Origin of the sequence: Streptomyces lacrimifluminis (genome assembly GCF_014646095.1) — a bacterium.
In the GTDB taxonomy this organism is placed as follows: domain Bacteria; phylum Actinomycetota; class Actinomycetes; order Streptomycetales; family Streptomycetaceae; genus Streptomyces; species Streptomyces lacrimifluminis.
Genome location: NZ_BMMU01000053.1, coordinates 1 through 15602 on the forward strand (window position 1 = coordinate 1; position 15602 = coordinate 15602).

12 protein-coding genes and 3 pseudogenes are annotated in these 15602 nt (G+C 67.1%); 9 read left to right on the top strand and 6 right to left on the bottom strand.

What is annotated here, in order from left to right:
* Positions 1-89 precede the first annotated feature (89 nt).
* From IEY89_RS37975 to IEY89_RS37990, 4 genes and pseudogenes are all read left to right on the top strand, one after another.
* A complete protein-coding gene (locus tag IEY89_RS37975; RefSeq protein ID WP_189152098.1) occupies positions 90-314 on the top strand; it encodes a hypothetical protein in 225 nt (74 codons plus the stop codon).
* 179 nt (positions 315-493) lie between these two features.
* Positions 494-1862, top strand: a pseudogene (locus IEY89_RS37980) (IS1380 family transposase).
* A gap of 503 nt (positions 1863-2365) precedes the next feature.
* On the top strand, positions 2366-2806 hold the full coding sequence (locus tag IEY89_RS37985; protein ID WP_189152099.1) for a peptidoglycan-binding domain-containing protein: 441 nt from the start codon (positions 2366-2368) through the stop codon (positions 2804-2806).
* 833 nt (positions 2807-3639) lie between these two features.
* Entirely contained in the window at positions 3640-5019 is a 1380-nt protein-coding gene (locus IEY89_RS37990) for an NF041680 family putative transposase (RefSeq protein WP_189152117.1), read from the top strand.
* Between the two features lie 77 nt (positions 5020-5096).
* Here IEY89_RS37990 and IEY89_RS37995 read toward each other — a convergent pair.
* Positions 5097-5806: pseudogene (locus tag IEY89_RS37995) on the bottom strand (IS6 family transposase).
* A 178-nt stretch (positions 5807-5984) separates the two neighbouring features.
* On the opposite strand from IEY89_RS37995, the gene IEY89_RS38000 reads away from it, so the two are divergent.
* Positions 5985-6608, top strand: a complete 624-nt coding sequence (locus tag IEY89_RS38000) for a calcium-binding protein (protein WP_189152100.1) — start codon at positions 5985-5987, stop codon at positions 6606-6608.
* A gap of 171 nt (positions 6609-6779) precedes the next feature.
* Positions 6780-6989 carry a type 1 glutamine amidotransferase family protein gene (locus IEY89_RS38005; protein WP_189152101.1) on the top strand — a complete coding sequence of 70 codons (210 nt, stop codon included), beginning with the start codon at positions 6780-6782 and terminating at the stop codon, positions 6987-6989.
* Between the two features lie 192 nt (positions 6990-7181).
* On the opposite strand, the pseudogene IEY89_RS38010 reads toward IEY89_RS38005, so the two are convergent.
* Positions 7182-7574: pseudogene (locus IEY89_RS38010) on the bottom strand (transposase); the annotation flags it as partial.
* Between IEY89_RS38010 and IEY89_RS38015 the strand changes: the two are divergent.
* Positions 7571-8515, top strand: coding sequence for a type 1 periplasmic-binding domain-containing protein (locus IEY89_RS38015; RefSeq protein WP_189152102.1), 945 nt, complete (start codon positions 7571-7573; stop codon positions 8513-8515). The pseudogene IEY89_RS38010 and the gene IEY89_RS38015 sit on opposite strands and share 4 nt — an antisense overlap.
* Before the next feature lie 988 nt (positions 8516-9503).
* Here the strand turns inward: IEY89_RS38015 and IEY89_RS42120 are convergent.
* Entirely contained in the window at positions 9504-9818 is a 315-nt protein-coding gene (locus IEY89_RS42120) for a hypothetical protein (RefSeq protein ID WP_189152122.1), read from the bottom strand.
* A gap of 874 nt (positions 9819-10692) precedes the next feature.
* Positions 10693-11010 carry a hypothetical protein gene (locus IEY89_RS38025; RefSeq protein WP_189152103.1) on the bottom strand — a complete coding sequence of 106 codons (318 nt, stop codon included), beginning with the start codon at positions 11008-11010 and terminating at the stop codon, positions 10693-10695.
* 493 nt (positions 11011-11503) lie between these two features.
* On the opposite strand from IEY89_RS38025, the gene IEY89_RS38030 reads away from it, so the two are divergent.
* Positions 11504-12361 (top strand): hypothetical protein, encoded by an 858-nt coding sequence (locus IEY89_RS38030; protein WP_189152104.1) that lies wholly within the window; start codon positions 11504-11506, stop codon positions 12359-12361.
* Positions 12362-12695: 334 nt separating this feature from the next.
* Here IEY89_RS38030 and IEY89_RS38035 read toward each other — a convergent pair whose 3' ends face one another.
* Entirely contained in the window at positions 12696-13244 is a 549-nt protein-coding gene (locus IEY89_RS38035) for an AMIN-like domain-containing (lipo)protein (RefSeq protein WP_189152105.1), read from the bottom strand.
* A gap of 532 nt (positions 13245-13776) precedes the next feature.
* Between IEY89_RS38035 and IEY89_RS38040 the strand changes: the two genes are divergently transcribed.
* Positions 13777-13965 (top strand): hypothetical protein, encoded by a 189-nt coding sequence (locus IEY89_RS38040; RefSeq protein ID WP_189152106.1) that lies wholly within the window; start codon positions 13777-13779, stop codon positions 13963-13965.
* 196 nt (positions 13966-14161) lie between these two features.
* Here the strand turns inward: IEY89_RS38040 and IEY89_RS41310 are convergent, their stop codons facing one another.
* Positions 14162-15061, bottom strand: coding sequence for an SLATT domain-containing protein (locus IEY89_RS41310; protein ID WP_229695670.1), 900 nt, complete (start codon positions 15059-15061; stop codon positions 14162-14164).
* Positions 15062-15602: the final 541 nt, after the last annotated feature.

Genomic DNA, 15602 nt, shown 5'->3' on the forward strand with positions numbered 1-15602 from the left:
CATCCACGAAGCGTTCCTCGGACTCGCCGTCTGCCTGATCACTCACCGCCACGTCCAACGGGACTGCGGCGCTGACGACCCCGCCCGCGGTGGCAAGTCAGAACCTTCCCAGTGGTCTTGTCGACACCGTCAAGGTCGGCTGCGCAGTCGGCTCCGGTTTCCTCAGCGGGAAGGCTGTCAGTTCCGTCAAGACAGGCAAGTTCAGGTTTGCCGACCTCCTCGTAGCCACCGCCACCGCACTCGGCGGGTACGCAGGTCTCAAGTGCGGCAACGCCCTAGCCGACGTCGTCACCCAGATACAACCCGGCAACTGACCTTCACGTCCGGACCGCCCACCACCCCGGAACGCAGCGCCTTAGCTTGATCATTAACCTCGCGCTTTCGCGAGTGGGCCTGTCCGGGTCTTGATCAAATAAGCGGAGAGTGCTCCTGACCTGCAGCGATGGGGCTTGTCGAGGGTCCTGTCAGCTGCAAGGAAAGAAGCGCTCTCCAGGTGAAGAAGCGTAGCGGGTCGTACCCGCGTGTCCGTGTCGAGGGCAGCGGCCGTGGAGTGGTCTCGCAGGCCGGGTCTGTGCTGCTGGTCGAGACGGTCCGCAAGTCCGGGCTGGACGGTGCGATATCGGCGGCGCTGGCGTCGTGGCGCAAGCCGCGGGCCGGGCAAGATCCTGCTGGATGTGGCCCTGGCCGTCGCACTGGGCGGGGACTGTCTGGCCGACGTCGGCCTGCTGCGGGCCAAGCCGAATGTGTTCGGCCCGGTGGCCTCCGATCCGACGGTCTCCCGTCTGATCGACGCTCTCGCCGCGTCCGGCCCGAAGGCCCTTACGGCGATCCGGGCCGCACGTTCCGAAGTGCGGACGCGGGTCTGGGAGCTGGCGGGTGAGAGCAGTCCGGCCGCCGACGGCCAGGTGGTCGTGGACATCGACGGCGTGCTGGTGCTCGCGCACTCCGAGAAGCAGGACGCCACCGCGACCTGGAAGAAGACCTTCGGTCATCATCCGCTCGTCGCGTTCGTCGACCACGGCCAGGCCGGGGCCGGGGAGCCGGTGGCCGCGCTGCTGCGGCCCGGCAACGCAGGCTCCAACACCGCCGCCGACCACATCGCCACCGCTGGGCTCGCCCTGGCCCAACTGCCCAAGCACCTGCGGCGGGGACGTCAGACGCTGATCCGCACCGATTCCGCCGGCGGCACCCACGCATTCCTCGACTGGCTCTCCCGGACGGGCCGGTGGCTGTCGTATTCCGTCGGCATGACCATCACCGACGCCATCCACCAGGCCGTGCTGAAGATCCCGAAGAAGGCCTGGGCGCCGGCCTACGACGCCGGCGGCACCGAGCGGCCCGGCGCCTGGGTCGCGGAGATCACCGACATGCACGACCTGAGCACCTGGCCCAAGGGCATGCGGCTGATCGTCCGCAAGGAACGCCCGCACCCCGGCGCCCAGTTGCGCTTCACCGACCTCGACGGGCTGCGGCTGACCTGCTTCGCGACCAACACCAAAGGCGGTCAGCTCGCCGACCTCGAACTGCGTCACCGCAGACGGGCCCGCTGCGAGGACCGCATCCGAAACGCACGCGACACCGGCCTGCGCAACCTGCCCCTGCACGACACCGACCAGAACCGGATCTGGCTGGAGATCGTCTCCCTCGCCCTCGACCTCCTCGCCTGGATGTCGATGCTCGCACTGACCGGCGAAACCCGCCGCTGGGAACCCAAGAAGCTCCGCCTGCGGCTCTTTTCCACCGCCGCCCAGCTCGTGAACACCGGCCGCCGCCGCTGGCTCCGCCTGCCCGCCCGATGGCCATGGACACCCGTGATCACCAGCGCCATGAACCGGCTCCAGGCCCTCCCGAGCCCCGGCTGACCAGCCAACCCGACCGTTTCGACAACCTGCACGACCAGACCGGAGAGTGGAACCCGGCGCTCACCCGACGCGACAACCGGGCCGCCAGCTTGCCCAGACCCCGGAAAAGCCGCACCCGACAACACAGAGTCCCCGTCAGCGAACCGACGGGGACTCATGAACGATCGAGGCTACCGCCAACCGCGGTCGATCGATCCCTACTTCGGCGGCTGTTCTTTGTGGGTCAAACGACCGGCACACTCAGCAACCGGGCCGGGCTACTGTGCCCGTCGTGCGGGGCTGACACCGGCCGTGGCGATCGCGCATGACCTCACCCGCAGGGCGGCCGTCGCCTGATGCGGCGTCAACTGAGAGGTGCACGACTGACAAAGTTCCCTGCACGGACGACAAAGCCCGAAGCCCACAACGACCCTAAGGTTCATGGGCGAGGCCAGAAAAAGGTAGCTGTTCAGCAGGCGTGGACGCGCATAGATCAGACTCCATATTGAAAGGAACCAATAGGCATGCGCAAGACAGGTAAAAGCAAGGCACTTCTCGCGACAGGAGCCATGATGGCGGCCCTACTGGGAGGAGTGATCACCGCTGCCCCCGCCCACGCAGCAGATGGGGTGTGCACCGGAATGCGCACAAATACGGACACGCAGGGCATGAAATGGGTGTTGCCGATCAACGTCGCGAACAACACGTCCAACTGCTACCTGCAGTACGGGAACACCGGTGCCGGAGTCAGAGCCCTGCAGAAGAACATGAACAGCTGCTACGGCAAGAGTCTCGTACTTGACAGCAGCTTCGGGCGGGCCACCGAAGATGCTCTGGAGGACGTTCAGGGCAGGATCGGCGCGAGGGTTGACGGCGAGTACGGCCGCGAGACCATGCTCAAGATGAAGTGGGCCCGCTACCACCCCGAAACCGGCGCGCGGGTCGACTGCAAATATCTGCCATGACCTAGATGTAGATCACGAGCGTTGTTAACGCTGGGCGGGCTTGATCATGGCGAAGACCTCCGGTCTGGTGGAGCTGTCTAGGACCTCCACGAGTTCCTGCTCGGCTCGGTCTTCTGCTGAACCTGTGGCTACTTCACGTAGCACGGGCCTTGTGTTCCGGTCGGGGAGCGGTCACGGTGACCGCTCCCCGACCGCTTGCGCAAAGCACCTATTCCGGGACTCGCGGCCCTTGACCTGCTGAGCTCAGGTTGAGAAACGGGCACTAACCTTGTTCTTTATCTACCGTCCGCGTCATAGGGCGGGGATGGACGGTTCCAAACGGCGTCTGACCGGCTGACAACCTTCTGAAGTTCGCGGGCGCTTCGGGGCGATATGGCCTGCATCACGGTGTCGAGGAGGGCTCGGGATTCGAGGGGGTTGCCGCAGCAGTACCAGTGCACGTTGCCCCACTCGTAGTCGTGCCACAGATCCCGCTCGGGCTGGTGGACGTAGTTCTTCCACAGGCCCACAGCCGTGCTGACATCGCCTGGCTGCAGATAGTTGCGGGTGTGCTCGAGACGGGCGATCTCGGACAGTGCACGCGAAGACAGGCCGTCGATGACTGGCCTTGCACCGGTTGTCAGGTGGCTGCCGGGGACGCCAGCACGGATCTGTCCTGGCCGTCTATGCGGCATGGACCTTTCGGTTCGTCGTCATGCGGTACATGGTGCCACGGTCTCGAATGGCGTCTCGAACGGATTCGCTCGCATGGGGATTCGCCGGACGTGGGGGCGGCCTTCGTCTGATCATGTGCTCCGACCAAGGTGCACGTGACCACGACGAAGGCCGTGAGGGTGAGTCTGCTGGCTGATGCTGTCCGAAGGGAGGCGTTCGCGGAAGCGTCACGCTTCCGGGGTGAGTTCTACGAGTGTCTGACCGCCCGGCGCGACGAGTTGTTCGAGCTCGTGGACGCGGTGCTGTGTGCGGACGGGGCGGTGAAGTCCCCGGTGGACCTGACGCTGCTGCCCGAGCATCGTCGCGGGCACGGAGCGATGTATGGCGGCCTGAACCACGGCCGGATCGACGTCGACCGGCTCCAGACGGTGCTGGCCGGGCTGCCGCTGCCGCGTTTCGAGGGCGGGCGCCTGGTCCTGGCGGTCGACGTGTCGCCGTGGCTCCGCTCGGATGCGCCATGCTCGGCAGAGCGGCTGTTCTGCCACGTCTACGGTCGCGCGAAGACGGCGTCGCAGTTCATTCCGGGCTGGCCCTACTCCTTCGTCGCCGTGCTGGAGCCGGGTGCCACGTCCTGGACCGCGATCCTGGATGCGGTCCGGCTCGGCCAGGTGGACGACGCAACCGCGGTCACCGCCGAACAGCTATGGGGTGTTGTCGAGCGGCTGATCGACGCGGGCCAGTGGCAGGCCGGGGACCCGGCCATCGTAATCGTCAGCGATGCTGGCTACGACGTCACCCGCCTGGCCTGGGTCCTGCGCGACCTGCCGGTCGAGATGGTCGGCCGGGTCCGCTCCGACCGCGTCATGCGCCTGCCGAAGCCGCCGAGGATGCATGGCGTCAACGGCCGGCCGCCCAAGCACGGACCGGAATTCCGCTTCACCAAGCCGGACACCTGGCCTGAGCCCGCGATCACCACGGTTACCGACACCAGCAACTACGGCAAGGCCGAAACCCAGGCATGGGACCGGGTGCACCCCAGGCTCACCCACCGCTCCTCCTGGCTCGACCACGACGGCGAACTGCCCTTGGTCGAGGGCACGTTGATTCGACTGAAGGTCGAGCGCCTGTCGAAGGACCGAGATGCCCCGCCGGTGTGGTTATGGTCCTCCAAGACCGGTGCCACCCCGAACGACGTGGACCAATTCTGGCAGGCATTTCTCCGCCGCTTCGACCTGGAGCACACCTTCCGCTTCGCGAAGCAGACCCTCGGCTGGACCACCCCGAAACTCCGTACTCCCGAGGCGGCGGACCGCTGGACCTGGCTCCTGATCGTCGCTCACACCCAGCTTCGGCTCACCCCGGCCCGGGTCCGCCGGGGGTTCAGGAACATCCGCGCTCATCTCGCCTGCCCGGCCCGTGTTCCCAAACCCCGAGGCGCTGGCCCCGGACGGCCACCCGGCGCCAAGAACAAGCACCGGGCACCCCGCTACGACGTCGGCAAGACCGTCAAACGCCCCGAGACCCTCAAGGCCATCGGCAAGCCAGGAAGATCTTGGTAGAAAAAGAACGGCTGTTTGACTGCCTGACGGCGCGTCGTGGTGTGGTGTGGTGTGTGGAGCCTGGTTCCGGGCTGTGTTCATGCCGCGGTGGCGACGCCGGTGATGTGCTCCCAGATTGCGAAGCGGACGGTCATCTCGGCTCGGTAGTCGTGGGCGGCCATCAGATGGGGGCGGGGTCGGAAGTGGGGCGAGATACCGCTGAACGCGGACAGGAACCGCTGTGCTCCGCCCGCGGAGCGGAAGCGTTTCATCGCGCGTTCGCGCTGTCTGGCGGGTTGGTGGCTGTTCTCCGCCCGGTTGTTCAGGCCCTTGTGCGAGCGATGTTCCACCGAGGGCATGACCTCGCGGGGGGCGGCGCCGTAGGAGCGGAGCTTGTCGGTGACGACCACCCGCGGCACCATGCGCGTCTTCTTCATCAGCTGCGGAAGAAGCGCCTGGCCGCGGCCTTGTCCCGGCGCTTCTGCACCAGGATGTCGAGGACGTTGCCGTCCTGGTCGACGGCCCGGCACAGGTATTTCTGCTCGCCGTTGATCTTGATGAAGACCTCGTCCAGGTGCCACTTGTCACCGGGCCGGGGCTGCCGGCGGCGCAGCGCGCCCGCGTAGGCCTGCCCGAACTTGGCACACCAGCGACGCACCGTCTCGTAGGAGACGACGATCCCGCGCTCGAGCATCAGCTCCTCGACCTCGCGGAATGACAGAGGGAAGCGGAAGTACAGCCACACACAGTGGGAGATGACCTCGACCGGGTACCGGTGCCCCTTGTACGACAGCGACGCGCTCCCCACGGACAACCATTCCCAGGCTGATCAACCAGAAGATCATCCCACCGGTCAGCCAACGTGACAGTGCCTCACCATCGGTAATTGGGGGTTTTCCCCCCTGTGCCACCCACGGCTCCGCCCGCAGGATGGATCACGGCAAGACCGGCCGTGTTCATCAGGGGGAAAAGAAAGAGGAGGGGCATTGAAGGCCTCAATACGCAGAGCGGTACAAGCCGGCGTGACGACCATGGTGCTGGGGGCGGCGACGCTGCTGTCTGCCGGACAGGCGCACGCGGCGACCGGTGTGAGTGTGAGCAATGTTCGCATCTTCGTCAACGCCGTGGCGGGGAAGGCGAACGCTCTTTCCATCACCCGGTCCGGCAACACCGTCACCATCAGCGACGGCGGCGACACCGTCACTGCGGGATCCGGCTGCACGCAGGTTGACAGCGACACGGTCCGCTGCCCGTTCGACGGCCGCACCCTCACCCTCGACAGCGGGAACCTCGGTGACATAGTCACCGTAACGGGCAGCGTGCCCGCCGACATCAACGGTGGCCTGGGCGACGACGTCATCACGCTCGATCCCGCCGCCACCTCGAGGACCTTCGTGAACGGTGAGGGCGGGGAAGACACCATCTTCGGCAGTGGCGGGGTCGACAACATCATTGGTGGCCCCGGAGACGACATCATGTTCGGCAGAAACGGCAACGACGACCTGGACGCCGTTGACTCTTCGCTGGGCAATGACCGCTCCTTCGGAGACTCCGGCGTCGACACCTGCACAGGGGACGCGAGGGACCGGGAGGACAGCTGCGAGAACTGAGCTCTCGGCCCTCTCGGCCATGGACGCGGCGGGGACCTCGTGGAGGGTCCCCGGCGCGTCACCGGCGGGACAGCGCGCCCGTCTTCGCTGTTTGCCCTGGACGGCCGCGACGCCACCTCATTCTGGTCCGGCATCGGCTCCTTGCAACGTAGTTACCCCGCTGTGCACTGGGTGCGCGGCGAACGCTACGTCGAGGACGGCCGGGTGACCACGAACGCCGGGATCACCTCTGGCACGGTCGGCGCGCTGCGCCTGGTCGAACGGCTGGCGGGCAGGGCCGAGGCCGGGCGGATCGGCGAGTCCCTGGCGTACCCGGGCTGGACGCTGGACGGCCCGACCGCGATCCCGGCGAACCATCTCGCCGTGGCCGACCTGCCATAAGCGCTCAACGCCGCGTTCCCTATGGCTGTCGGGAAGGCGGGGCTGTTGGCTATGTTGTTGTAGAGCACGTAGGCGTAGGCCATGCGCAAGGCCAGCCTGCCCGTCGCTCGGCCTCCCGATGATGGCAGGCCGGGGACAGACCCAAGAGGCACGAACTTCAAATCCGGCTAGAGCGTGTTTCGAAGGTGCTGGTCGCAGCCACTCGTTGATGGCTGCGACCAGCACGGTCGCCTCGTAGCGGACGGCGTGCTTGTCGTACCTCGTGGCGACCGCCCGGTGGCGCTTGAGCCGGTTGATTCCGCACTCCACCGCGTGGCGGGCCTTGTCGAACTTCGGCCGCCGGCCACCGCGGGAACCGCGCTTCTTGCGGTTGGCGATCTGGTCGCGCTTCTCCGGGATCGTGCAGCGGATGCCGCGCTTGCGCAGGTAGGCACGGTTCGCGCGGGAGCCGTACGCCTTGTCGGCGCGAACCCTGTCCGGCCGGGTGCGCGGGCGGCCCGGCCCGAGCCGGGGTATCCGAATACGCCCCAGGACCACCTGGAACTGCGGGGAGTCACCGCGCTGTCCGGCCGTGATCACCAGTGACCGCCCCGATCAACGACCGCGAGGCTGCCGCGGCCGCCGTCTTCGTCAGCCGCCAGGCCGTCGTCGTCCATCCCGACGGTCATAGGTCGACCGCCGGCGGGGTCGTGGTCGTGGAGAACCCCAGCGCGGACGACATCTACAGCCGGAATCTCGCGGAGGACTTCCACCGCCGCTTCCTGGAGCAGGTGCAGGGCCCTGTCACCCGTCTCGGATACGCCCCTGACCAGGACGCGGTGAAGAACCCGGACGTCACCGTCGTGGACTCCACCAATGCGCTGGCCCAGCGGGTGTGCGACGTGCTGGCGGCCCGACGCGACACCGTGGTCTTCTGGGCGGCCCGCGGCCCCGAGTTGATCGCGTTCCTGTACGACTTCCAGTCCCTGCCCACCTGCGGTGGTCAGCTCACCGTGCTGGGCGGGGACGACATCACCAACTCGCTCATCGCCGACGCCCGGCCTACCACGAAGTACAGCAACCTCACCCTGTACCACGTGGCCCACGCGGTGCCCATGCTGGACGAGCCGAACGTCCAGGCCAAGCAGTTCGACAGCCTGTACGAGAAGGAGTTCGGCACCCAGGACGGGATGTTCACCGACGGCTGGCCCGCGCTGGGCTTCGACGCGCTGAACGTGCTGTCCAGGGCCGTGAACGAGGCGTACCAGAACTCGAAAAACAATGCCTTCGACCGGGCCACGATCTCCAGCATCCTGCACTCAGGCATCGGCCAGGTCCACGAGGGGATCCAGGGCGTCACGGGCGTGTTCAGCTTTAACGGCGCCCAGAACTCCACCCGGGTTCCCCTCAACAAGCCGCTGTACGTCGTCCACGACACGGACACCGGACCGGTGATCGCCATGAAATGTGGCCTGTTCGCGATCGGAAGGAACGTCACGGAATGGGGCGGCCGGGCACAGCACCCGTGCCCGCGCGACCCGACCTGAGCGGAGCGCCGAGGCACGAGCGGTCGCCGGGACACGCGCCCGCGGCGGCCTGGGCCTGGTCGAACGAGCCGCGAACCTCCAGAACCGCAAGCCGGGCTGCCCGTCCTCCAGGGCGTCTTCCACGGTGGCGCGGCTCGAAGAGTGTGCCGAGCCCGGCGTCTTTGAGGATCCGCAGGTGCCAGGGGCGGACACAGGCCAGTGGTGACGCTGCCAGCAGGCTGAGCACAGTCCCAGCCCTGCATGACGCCGCAGGCGGCCGTATTGGCGGCAGGGCCGGGGCTGCTGTTTGGTCTGGCGAGGACGCGAGCAGTGCCCGCACCAGCCGGTGTCCTCGCGCAGATAGCCAGGCCGATCGCACCGAGGGCAGGGTGCTTTGGCGGCGTCGCGTTCAGTCTTTCGCAAGCAGTCCCGGCACAACGTTGCTGTCTTGTCTCTGACCGGGTGACCGCAGGCCAAGCACACGCGTGAGCAGGTGATGCACCGGCCGGTGTCCTTCTGGAGGACGCGCTGCTGGCCGCAGCGGGGGCACGCGGCCCTGGCCGCCGCTTCTTCCTGCCGGGCCGTGCAGCGACAGCAGTACTGACGATGGATGATGCCGACCGGAGCCCCGCAGCCGATGCAGTCGCTCTGTTTGACGCCCACGATGCCACCCCGGTCACAGCGGCGGCGTCGAACGGCCGCGGGCGGAGGCTGCCGGCCAAGGCCAGCTGAGCCGGGCGCTTCAATGCGCGCTCAGGAAGACCGACAGTTCCATCCGCTGGTTCCCGGATCTCATTGCGGCGAAGGCCAAAGACCTCGTCCTGATCGACTGCAAGGGCGGCGTTACCAGCAGGCGAACGGGCCGACATGCTGTCGAACGCGCCGCCGTGCTGGCGCATTTGCAGCTCGTTGCCTGGACGCAGTTGCCGGTCTACTACGTGTTCGATGGCCTCGATGCGTGCTCTCCGGGGAACCATGACCAAGCTCTGTGGAAACGTAGGGGCTTTGGTTATGCGGCCCGATCTTCCTGACTGTGGCGCTCGCGTGCTTCGATGATGATCCGTTCGAACTCTTCCGGCGGTAGCCCGTCGGCCGCGCTGTGCCTGCGTCGGGAGTTGTAGAACCCGGTGATCCAGGTGGCGATCTTCAGGCGCGCTTCGGCGCGGGTCGCGAACGTCGGCGGTAGACGTACTCGACCTTGATCAGCGAGTTGAACGACTCCGCGGCGGGCGTTGTCCAGCGCTGTGTGAGTCGGCGACGGCAACACCAGCATGTCGGCTGACGACTGTTCTTCCGGCCGGGTATCACCTGCCCGCTCCGACACCGCCTCAACGCCGACGAGTCGGAGATGCCCGAAAATCCGCCAGTACGACCTCGCGTGCCGGATCTGGAGTCCGCCTCGACCTCATCGGCCCGGGAGTGAATATGGCAGAAAACGCTTGCTCGTGAAGCGTGCTCGCTTACGCCCACCCGCACCCCGGCCGCCGCCGCGCGGCGCAGCAGCGCCACCACGTCCCGGCCCAGCACCCGCACAACCAGCACCACGAGGACCACATCCCCAAGTAGATGCAATGACACAGGCTTTCATCCCTCCGCTGAATAGGCGGGTCCCCTCCTCTGGACCCGGAGCGACGCCCGATCGCGCCCTCTGCTTCCGTTGGCGTGCCACAGGGCGCGATCGTGCATCGCTCGAACCAGAATTCTCACGGAACGAAGCCGTTCGATTACGCCCAAGTGCCGCGCTGCGCTTCGCAGTTACCCTTCCGCCAGGCCGCGCCATGCGGTGCACCACACCGCTCGCCTGTGCAGCGGACGTAAGGCCCAATTCTTTGCGCAAACCGGAATCGCGCTGTCGTCGCCCCTCATGTGACGAGCACCACAGGGAGGGCCCGCTCAACCGAAAACGTCAGCCATGTCCGGCTTCGGCCTCTCACGCTCGAACCTGCATACGGAAACCGTTCGCATGCACCCGTCTCGCGCGTCGGCAGCACATCCCGGCACCTACGCCGTGGCCCTTTGCGGCTGTCGCGGGCCCACGCACACGTGGTCCCGGCGGTCAGCGGCCGCGGATGTTCCGGGTTCTACCCGCCGACGCCGCACCGGAGGGTGGTACGACACAGCCCACCCCTGCGGCAGCGGTGACGCCGGAAGCTCCGGTGAAGACGAGGGAGACAGCGCACGACGCGGCTCCCTTGATCTCATTGGGCGTGGTGCAGCCAGCGCTGGAGGGTGTTGTTGACGTCTGCCGGCAGGGTGCTGAGCTGGTCGATGACGGCGCGGTCTTCGGGCATTGGGGGGATGCCGGCGACGGTGCGTGCCGCATGCAGGGCGAGGCGCTGCTGGTCGTGTGGGCTGAGCATGTAGTTGAGGCGGTGGGCGGGGTTGGGCGGCGGCAGGAAGTAGTCGAGGTCGTCGCAGGGCTGGGCGGGAGTCGGCCAGGCATCGTCACTGGGATGTGCGGCGTAGGGGTCGACGACGGCGCACGAACCGAGGCTCTCGTAGCTCCAGGCGGTCATTTCTGTCTCCTTACCGGCGAACTGCGGATCACAGGTCCAGAGGCACGCAAGGGCCCCTTCGGTTGCGGCCGCGACCGTACGTCACACTGACGGCGTCATCGGCTGCTGATCACCTGGTGTGACCAGTAGATGGCAGCTGGCACTGCACTGCGGCGATGTTCGGCGCGGAAATGGTGACGGAGCGTCACACGGCCGTGGTGTGGCCACGTGCTGGCCAGCGTGGCACTGCTCTTGCTCGGGGTACGTTCCCCGATGATCTGGCGACACTGCGGCTTCACCAGTGAGTTGTGGCCCCGCCCAACGAGTTGCGGCCCCCTTTGCTGCGGTAGTCCGCTGGCGGGTGAGGCTTCTCCGCGCAGGTTTAACGGATGCCGGGGCAGGAATCGCTATGTCACCGGCAGGCGGACGTGTACCGGAACCCCCTGATCAGCCGTGATGCCTCTGCCGAGTGTCCCGCCCTCGCGGCCTCGGGCCAACCTTCGGGAGAGCAGCTGTGGTTGATCTCGGTTTCGTGGGCCCCAGCCGGCCCGCCAACGACTACCGGTTCGTGAGCGTCACCGACGGCGACACCCCCGCCATCGAAATGGCCATCCGCATGGTGTCCATCGACACCCCGGAAAGCCACTACGGCGGCGCCCCGGCCACCGCCCAGGCCACTCTGGAACGCGCCCAAACACGGCTGCTGGATGGCACCTACGACACACTGCCGCAGGACCTGCGCGACTACCTCGTCTCCCGGATCACCCCCGACGCCGCGCAGCGCCATCAGGCCGCGGGCCAGGCGGCGGCCCAGGCGCATACGGCCATGGTGGCCACCCGCCTGGCCCGTCCCGACGGCTCAAAGCGCAAGATGGCCGTGATCGCCACCGGCGAGCTCGTCGAGGGCAACGGACGCCTGCTGGCCTACACCGCGCCCTGGTACACCGGCAGCGCCTCCGATCCGCTGCCGCCACGCGACGACCCCCGCCGGCGCACGTTCAACCTGGACATGGTGGCGCTCGGCTGGGCGGCCACCCTCCTCATCTACCCCTCCATCCCGCCCGCCAGGGACTTGAACCTGCTGCTGGACGAGGCGGAGGCGGCCTGGACACAGCAACTCGGCGCCTGGGCCCAGTTCGGGCAGGACCTGCTGCTGGGATACGAGTACCGGGCCTGCATCAAGCTCGGCGCCCGGGAGCTGACCGACCCGGCCGAGACGATCGCCCAGGCCTACCAACGCGTGTGCGTGGACCTGCGGACCCTGACCGAAGTCGGCCTCTACGACTACCACCAAGTGCCGCCCCAGCACCGGCTGTGGATCTGGGAAACCGACCTGCAGCAGGCACGCAACGACCTACCGATCAGCCCCTGAACTCAACGGCCACGAGCCGGTACCTTCGCCAAACCGCCTGTCCAATTGCGCCGCTCCGGCCGCGCCAGACGAGATGGCTCGTCGCCTGCCGCGTCTGACTGCTCTCCACCTGCAGGTAAGTCGCAGCCGGAGCGGCATCCGCCGTGAACCTCTACGGGCAATCGCTGTTCGAACACCGCAACCAGTGCCTTGACGAGTTAGCTTCATGAGGTGTCTCTGGGTTATGAGCCCAGCGAGCTACCAAACTGCTCCACCCTGAGTCGCCACACCCACCGTACGACACCTGCTGGACCATCAGCGCCGGCCCGACACGCGGATGTTCGCAGTTGCTCGGCTACCAGGTGTGCGCCACGTCCACCACCAGCCGGTTGGGCAGCACCATCACCCGGAACGGCAGCTTGGCCCGGACACCGAGTCCGATGTGGGTGCCTCCGTCGTAATAGCCGCCGAATTTCGCGTCCCGGAAGGTGCGGTAGCCGCCGAGGTCGAGCCCGGGCAGCGGGTCCGCGAGCCCGACGTGGTACTGCGAGTCGTCGACCGGCGCGGTGAACTCGATCTCGATGACCGCGCCTCCCGCGACAGGGATACCGGTCTGCGACGGGGGATGCGCAAAGCTGGGAACGTACTGGACCCAGTACAGGGCCGGGTCGGCCGTCGTCATGCCCGGAATATCGAAAACCATCCGGTCGTAGCAGGCGTGCCGGCCGGTCCTGACATCCGTCACGGAACCGGTCATCGCCATCGACCCCGGCGCGGCCTTCGTCATACTCCCCCAGCCGGTCGCACACACCTCGGCCTGCGGCGCGGCAGCCGCAGTCGACGCGGTGCCTGCTCCCGTCACTACCAGTGTCAGCGCTGCCAGCACCGTTACCCAGCGTCTCATCGGCGAGCACATCCCTTCCGTTTCCCTGCGTATCACGCATCTGTGCCATGTGAGACAAAGAGGAAAGCGAAATGGTTGGAGGCGACGAGGGTCCTGTTTCGGACATTCGTAGAAGCTGAACCAGAGGGCATCATCGACTGGCGCGTAGGTTGGTCGATCGTCAACCGCACGACGCCCCTCTCGATGATCACTCCCGCCCTCCATTCCCAACCGCACCGGCACCATCTCCTCGGGGCCGGACCAGGCATGCCCGGCGGCTTTCTAGCTGCCCGGGGAGCCGGTGAAGACACGGGAGTTAACCACCGACGGCTACCACCGTGCGCTCGCCGCCCACCAGCAGGCGTCCCGGCCTCCCTGCCGGATGCAGGTGATTGTTTGTGACCCTTATTGATCGAGGTGGTTATGCGCGTCTGGAGGGTCGGATCCGAAATCCTGGGGCTGAGGAGCCGACGAGGTCTCCTTCCAGCTCAACCCGCCCCGGTTCAGGGCAGGTTGACGCTGTTTCGGCATGAAGGGACAAGGGCCTTTGACCATGAACGATGCGCTGGCGCTGCTGGCAGTGACGACCACGCTGCGCGTATTCCTCCCCGACCTCCGGACAGTGACACGCCTTCCGCTGCGTGCCGCCGTCCGGGCGGGCGTCGGTGAACTCCTGCAGGTCCGGCCCACAGACACGCTCCCCTCCACCTCGGAGGCTTCCCAAGGCACGGAGGAGGCGTAAACCGTGACCGGCACCGACGACGACAACAGTCACGACACCCTCCCGACATAGGTCGAGGACCTCAACGCCCTGCACGGCGTCCCGTACGACATGCCTCCCACGTCCCAGTTCAAGAGCGATCCGGTCGATTGCGGCCCGACGTTTTCCCCCGAAGCGGCGGGCCGTTCGCATGCTCCATGCCAGGGTGAGGCTGCGGTCAACCCCCCGGTGATGCCCCCGTCGGCGGGGCCTGGTCGGCGGGCTGGTCCAGCTGCTGCTGTCGGCGACGCTGCTCGTTTCGGCGGTCTTCGACGCGCTGGGTGAACAGCTTCAGCGCCTGCTGCTCCTGGTTTGGGCCGAAGTCCTTGTAGGGGCCGATGCCGAGAGTGACGGCGTTGGTTTCTTCTTCGATGGCGTCGGCGGTCTGCAGCAGGAAGTAGCTGCGCTCGCGGTACTTGTAGTAGCCGGTGAAGGCGGCTGACAGCGTGACGGTGAAGCCGATGGCGACGATCGTGACGTTCTGCCAGGTCAGCTTGTTACCGGTGTCCAGGGCTGCAACGGTCGTCGTGGCTGCGGAGCCGATCATGATGAGGTTCTGCAGCGCGTTGTGGACGAGCCGGTACTTGCGGCTGTCTGCCCGGTGCTGCTCGATGACCCCGACAACATCCTCGCGGTAGAGGCTGCGCCGTTCCTTCAGCGTCGGGTAGTAGAGGGAACTGAGGAACCGCAGTTCCTCGCGCTTGGTGTCAGCTTCGTTCATCAGGGCGGCCAGGCGTGGGCCCCGGCGCGGCACGGTCACGATGACGACTGCCACAGCGATCAGTATGAGCGTGCCGCAGATGATGGCGATGCGGAGAAGCGTCGCGGGGGAGTACCAGGTCAGGACGGCCCAGCCCAGACCTGTCAGCAGGGAGACACCGGCGACGATCAGCGCCAGCAATCCGATCTGGACGGCCGTCGTGCGGCGGGCCAGTTCCCGATCCGCTTGCTTCACTTCGTGCCGGAGATCGCGCAGCTTGGACCTTTCCGCAGCTGCCGCTCTCCGCTGTTCGGCGCTGAGGTACTCCTCAGCATCGTTCATGCGGCTGGACGCGTCGTCGTCAAGACTGCGGTCCATGGAGCTCCCTCATCTGCCGACTGCGATCTCACCGACCCTGCCACCTCAGCCGCGGCTGTGTCAGGGCGTTGATCAGCCAGCCACCAGCGGAATTGCGTCTCCTGAGCCCACGAAGCCGCAGGAGCCGCAGGCTGGATGCCGGTCTTCTACTTACGGGTGAGGTGGTCGCGGCGGGCAGCGACCAGGGCGCGCCATCGCCGGCGGGTGGCTGGCTCGCCGTCGATCCAGTCAGTGCCGGAGGGATGGGCGGTGCCATGTCGGCCATGAAGGCGGCGATGTCGCTGTAGTAGGCGAAGTCGTCGCCGCGTGTGTTCTCGCGGCCTGGCTGTTGCCGCGCTCACCGGTGACACCGTGTTGTGCGGCTTCGTCGCGTGCGGCGGTGTACGCGGCGGCGGCGCGGTCCATGGCGCCGTGGGGCCACCCCCAGGGTGCGGGCAGTGGCCAGCGCGGCGGGGAAGTCGCCGGCCACGGGGTTGATACTGGTCGGCTCGCAGGGGTGCGGGGCGGGGATGTTCCCCCGCACCCCCTTCCGTGTACCGCT

Coding starts and splice junctions, on each gene's coding strand:
- IEY89_RS37985 (WP_189152099.1), top strand. CDS start 2,366: ATGCGCAAGACAGGTAAAAGCAAGGCACTTCTCGCGACAGGAGCCATG.
- IEY89_RS38025 (WP_189152103.1), bottom strand. CDS start 11,010: ATGACCGCCTGGAGCTACGAGAGCCTCGGTTCGTGCGCCGTCGTCGAC.
- IEY89_RS38035 (WP_189152105.1), bottom strand. CDS start 13,244: ATGAGACGCTGGGTAACGGTGCTGGCAGCGCTGACACTGGTAGTGACG.
- IEY89_RS38040 (WP_189152106.1), top strand. CDS start 13,777: ATGAACGATGCGCTGGCGCTGCTGGCAGTGACGACCACGCTGCGCGTA.
- IEY89_RS41310 (WP_229695670.1), bottom strand. CDS start 15,061: ATGGACCGCAGTCTTGACGACGACGCGTCCAGCCGCATGAACGATGCT.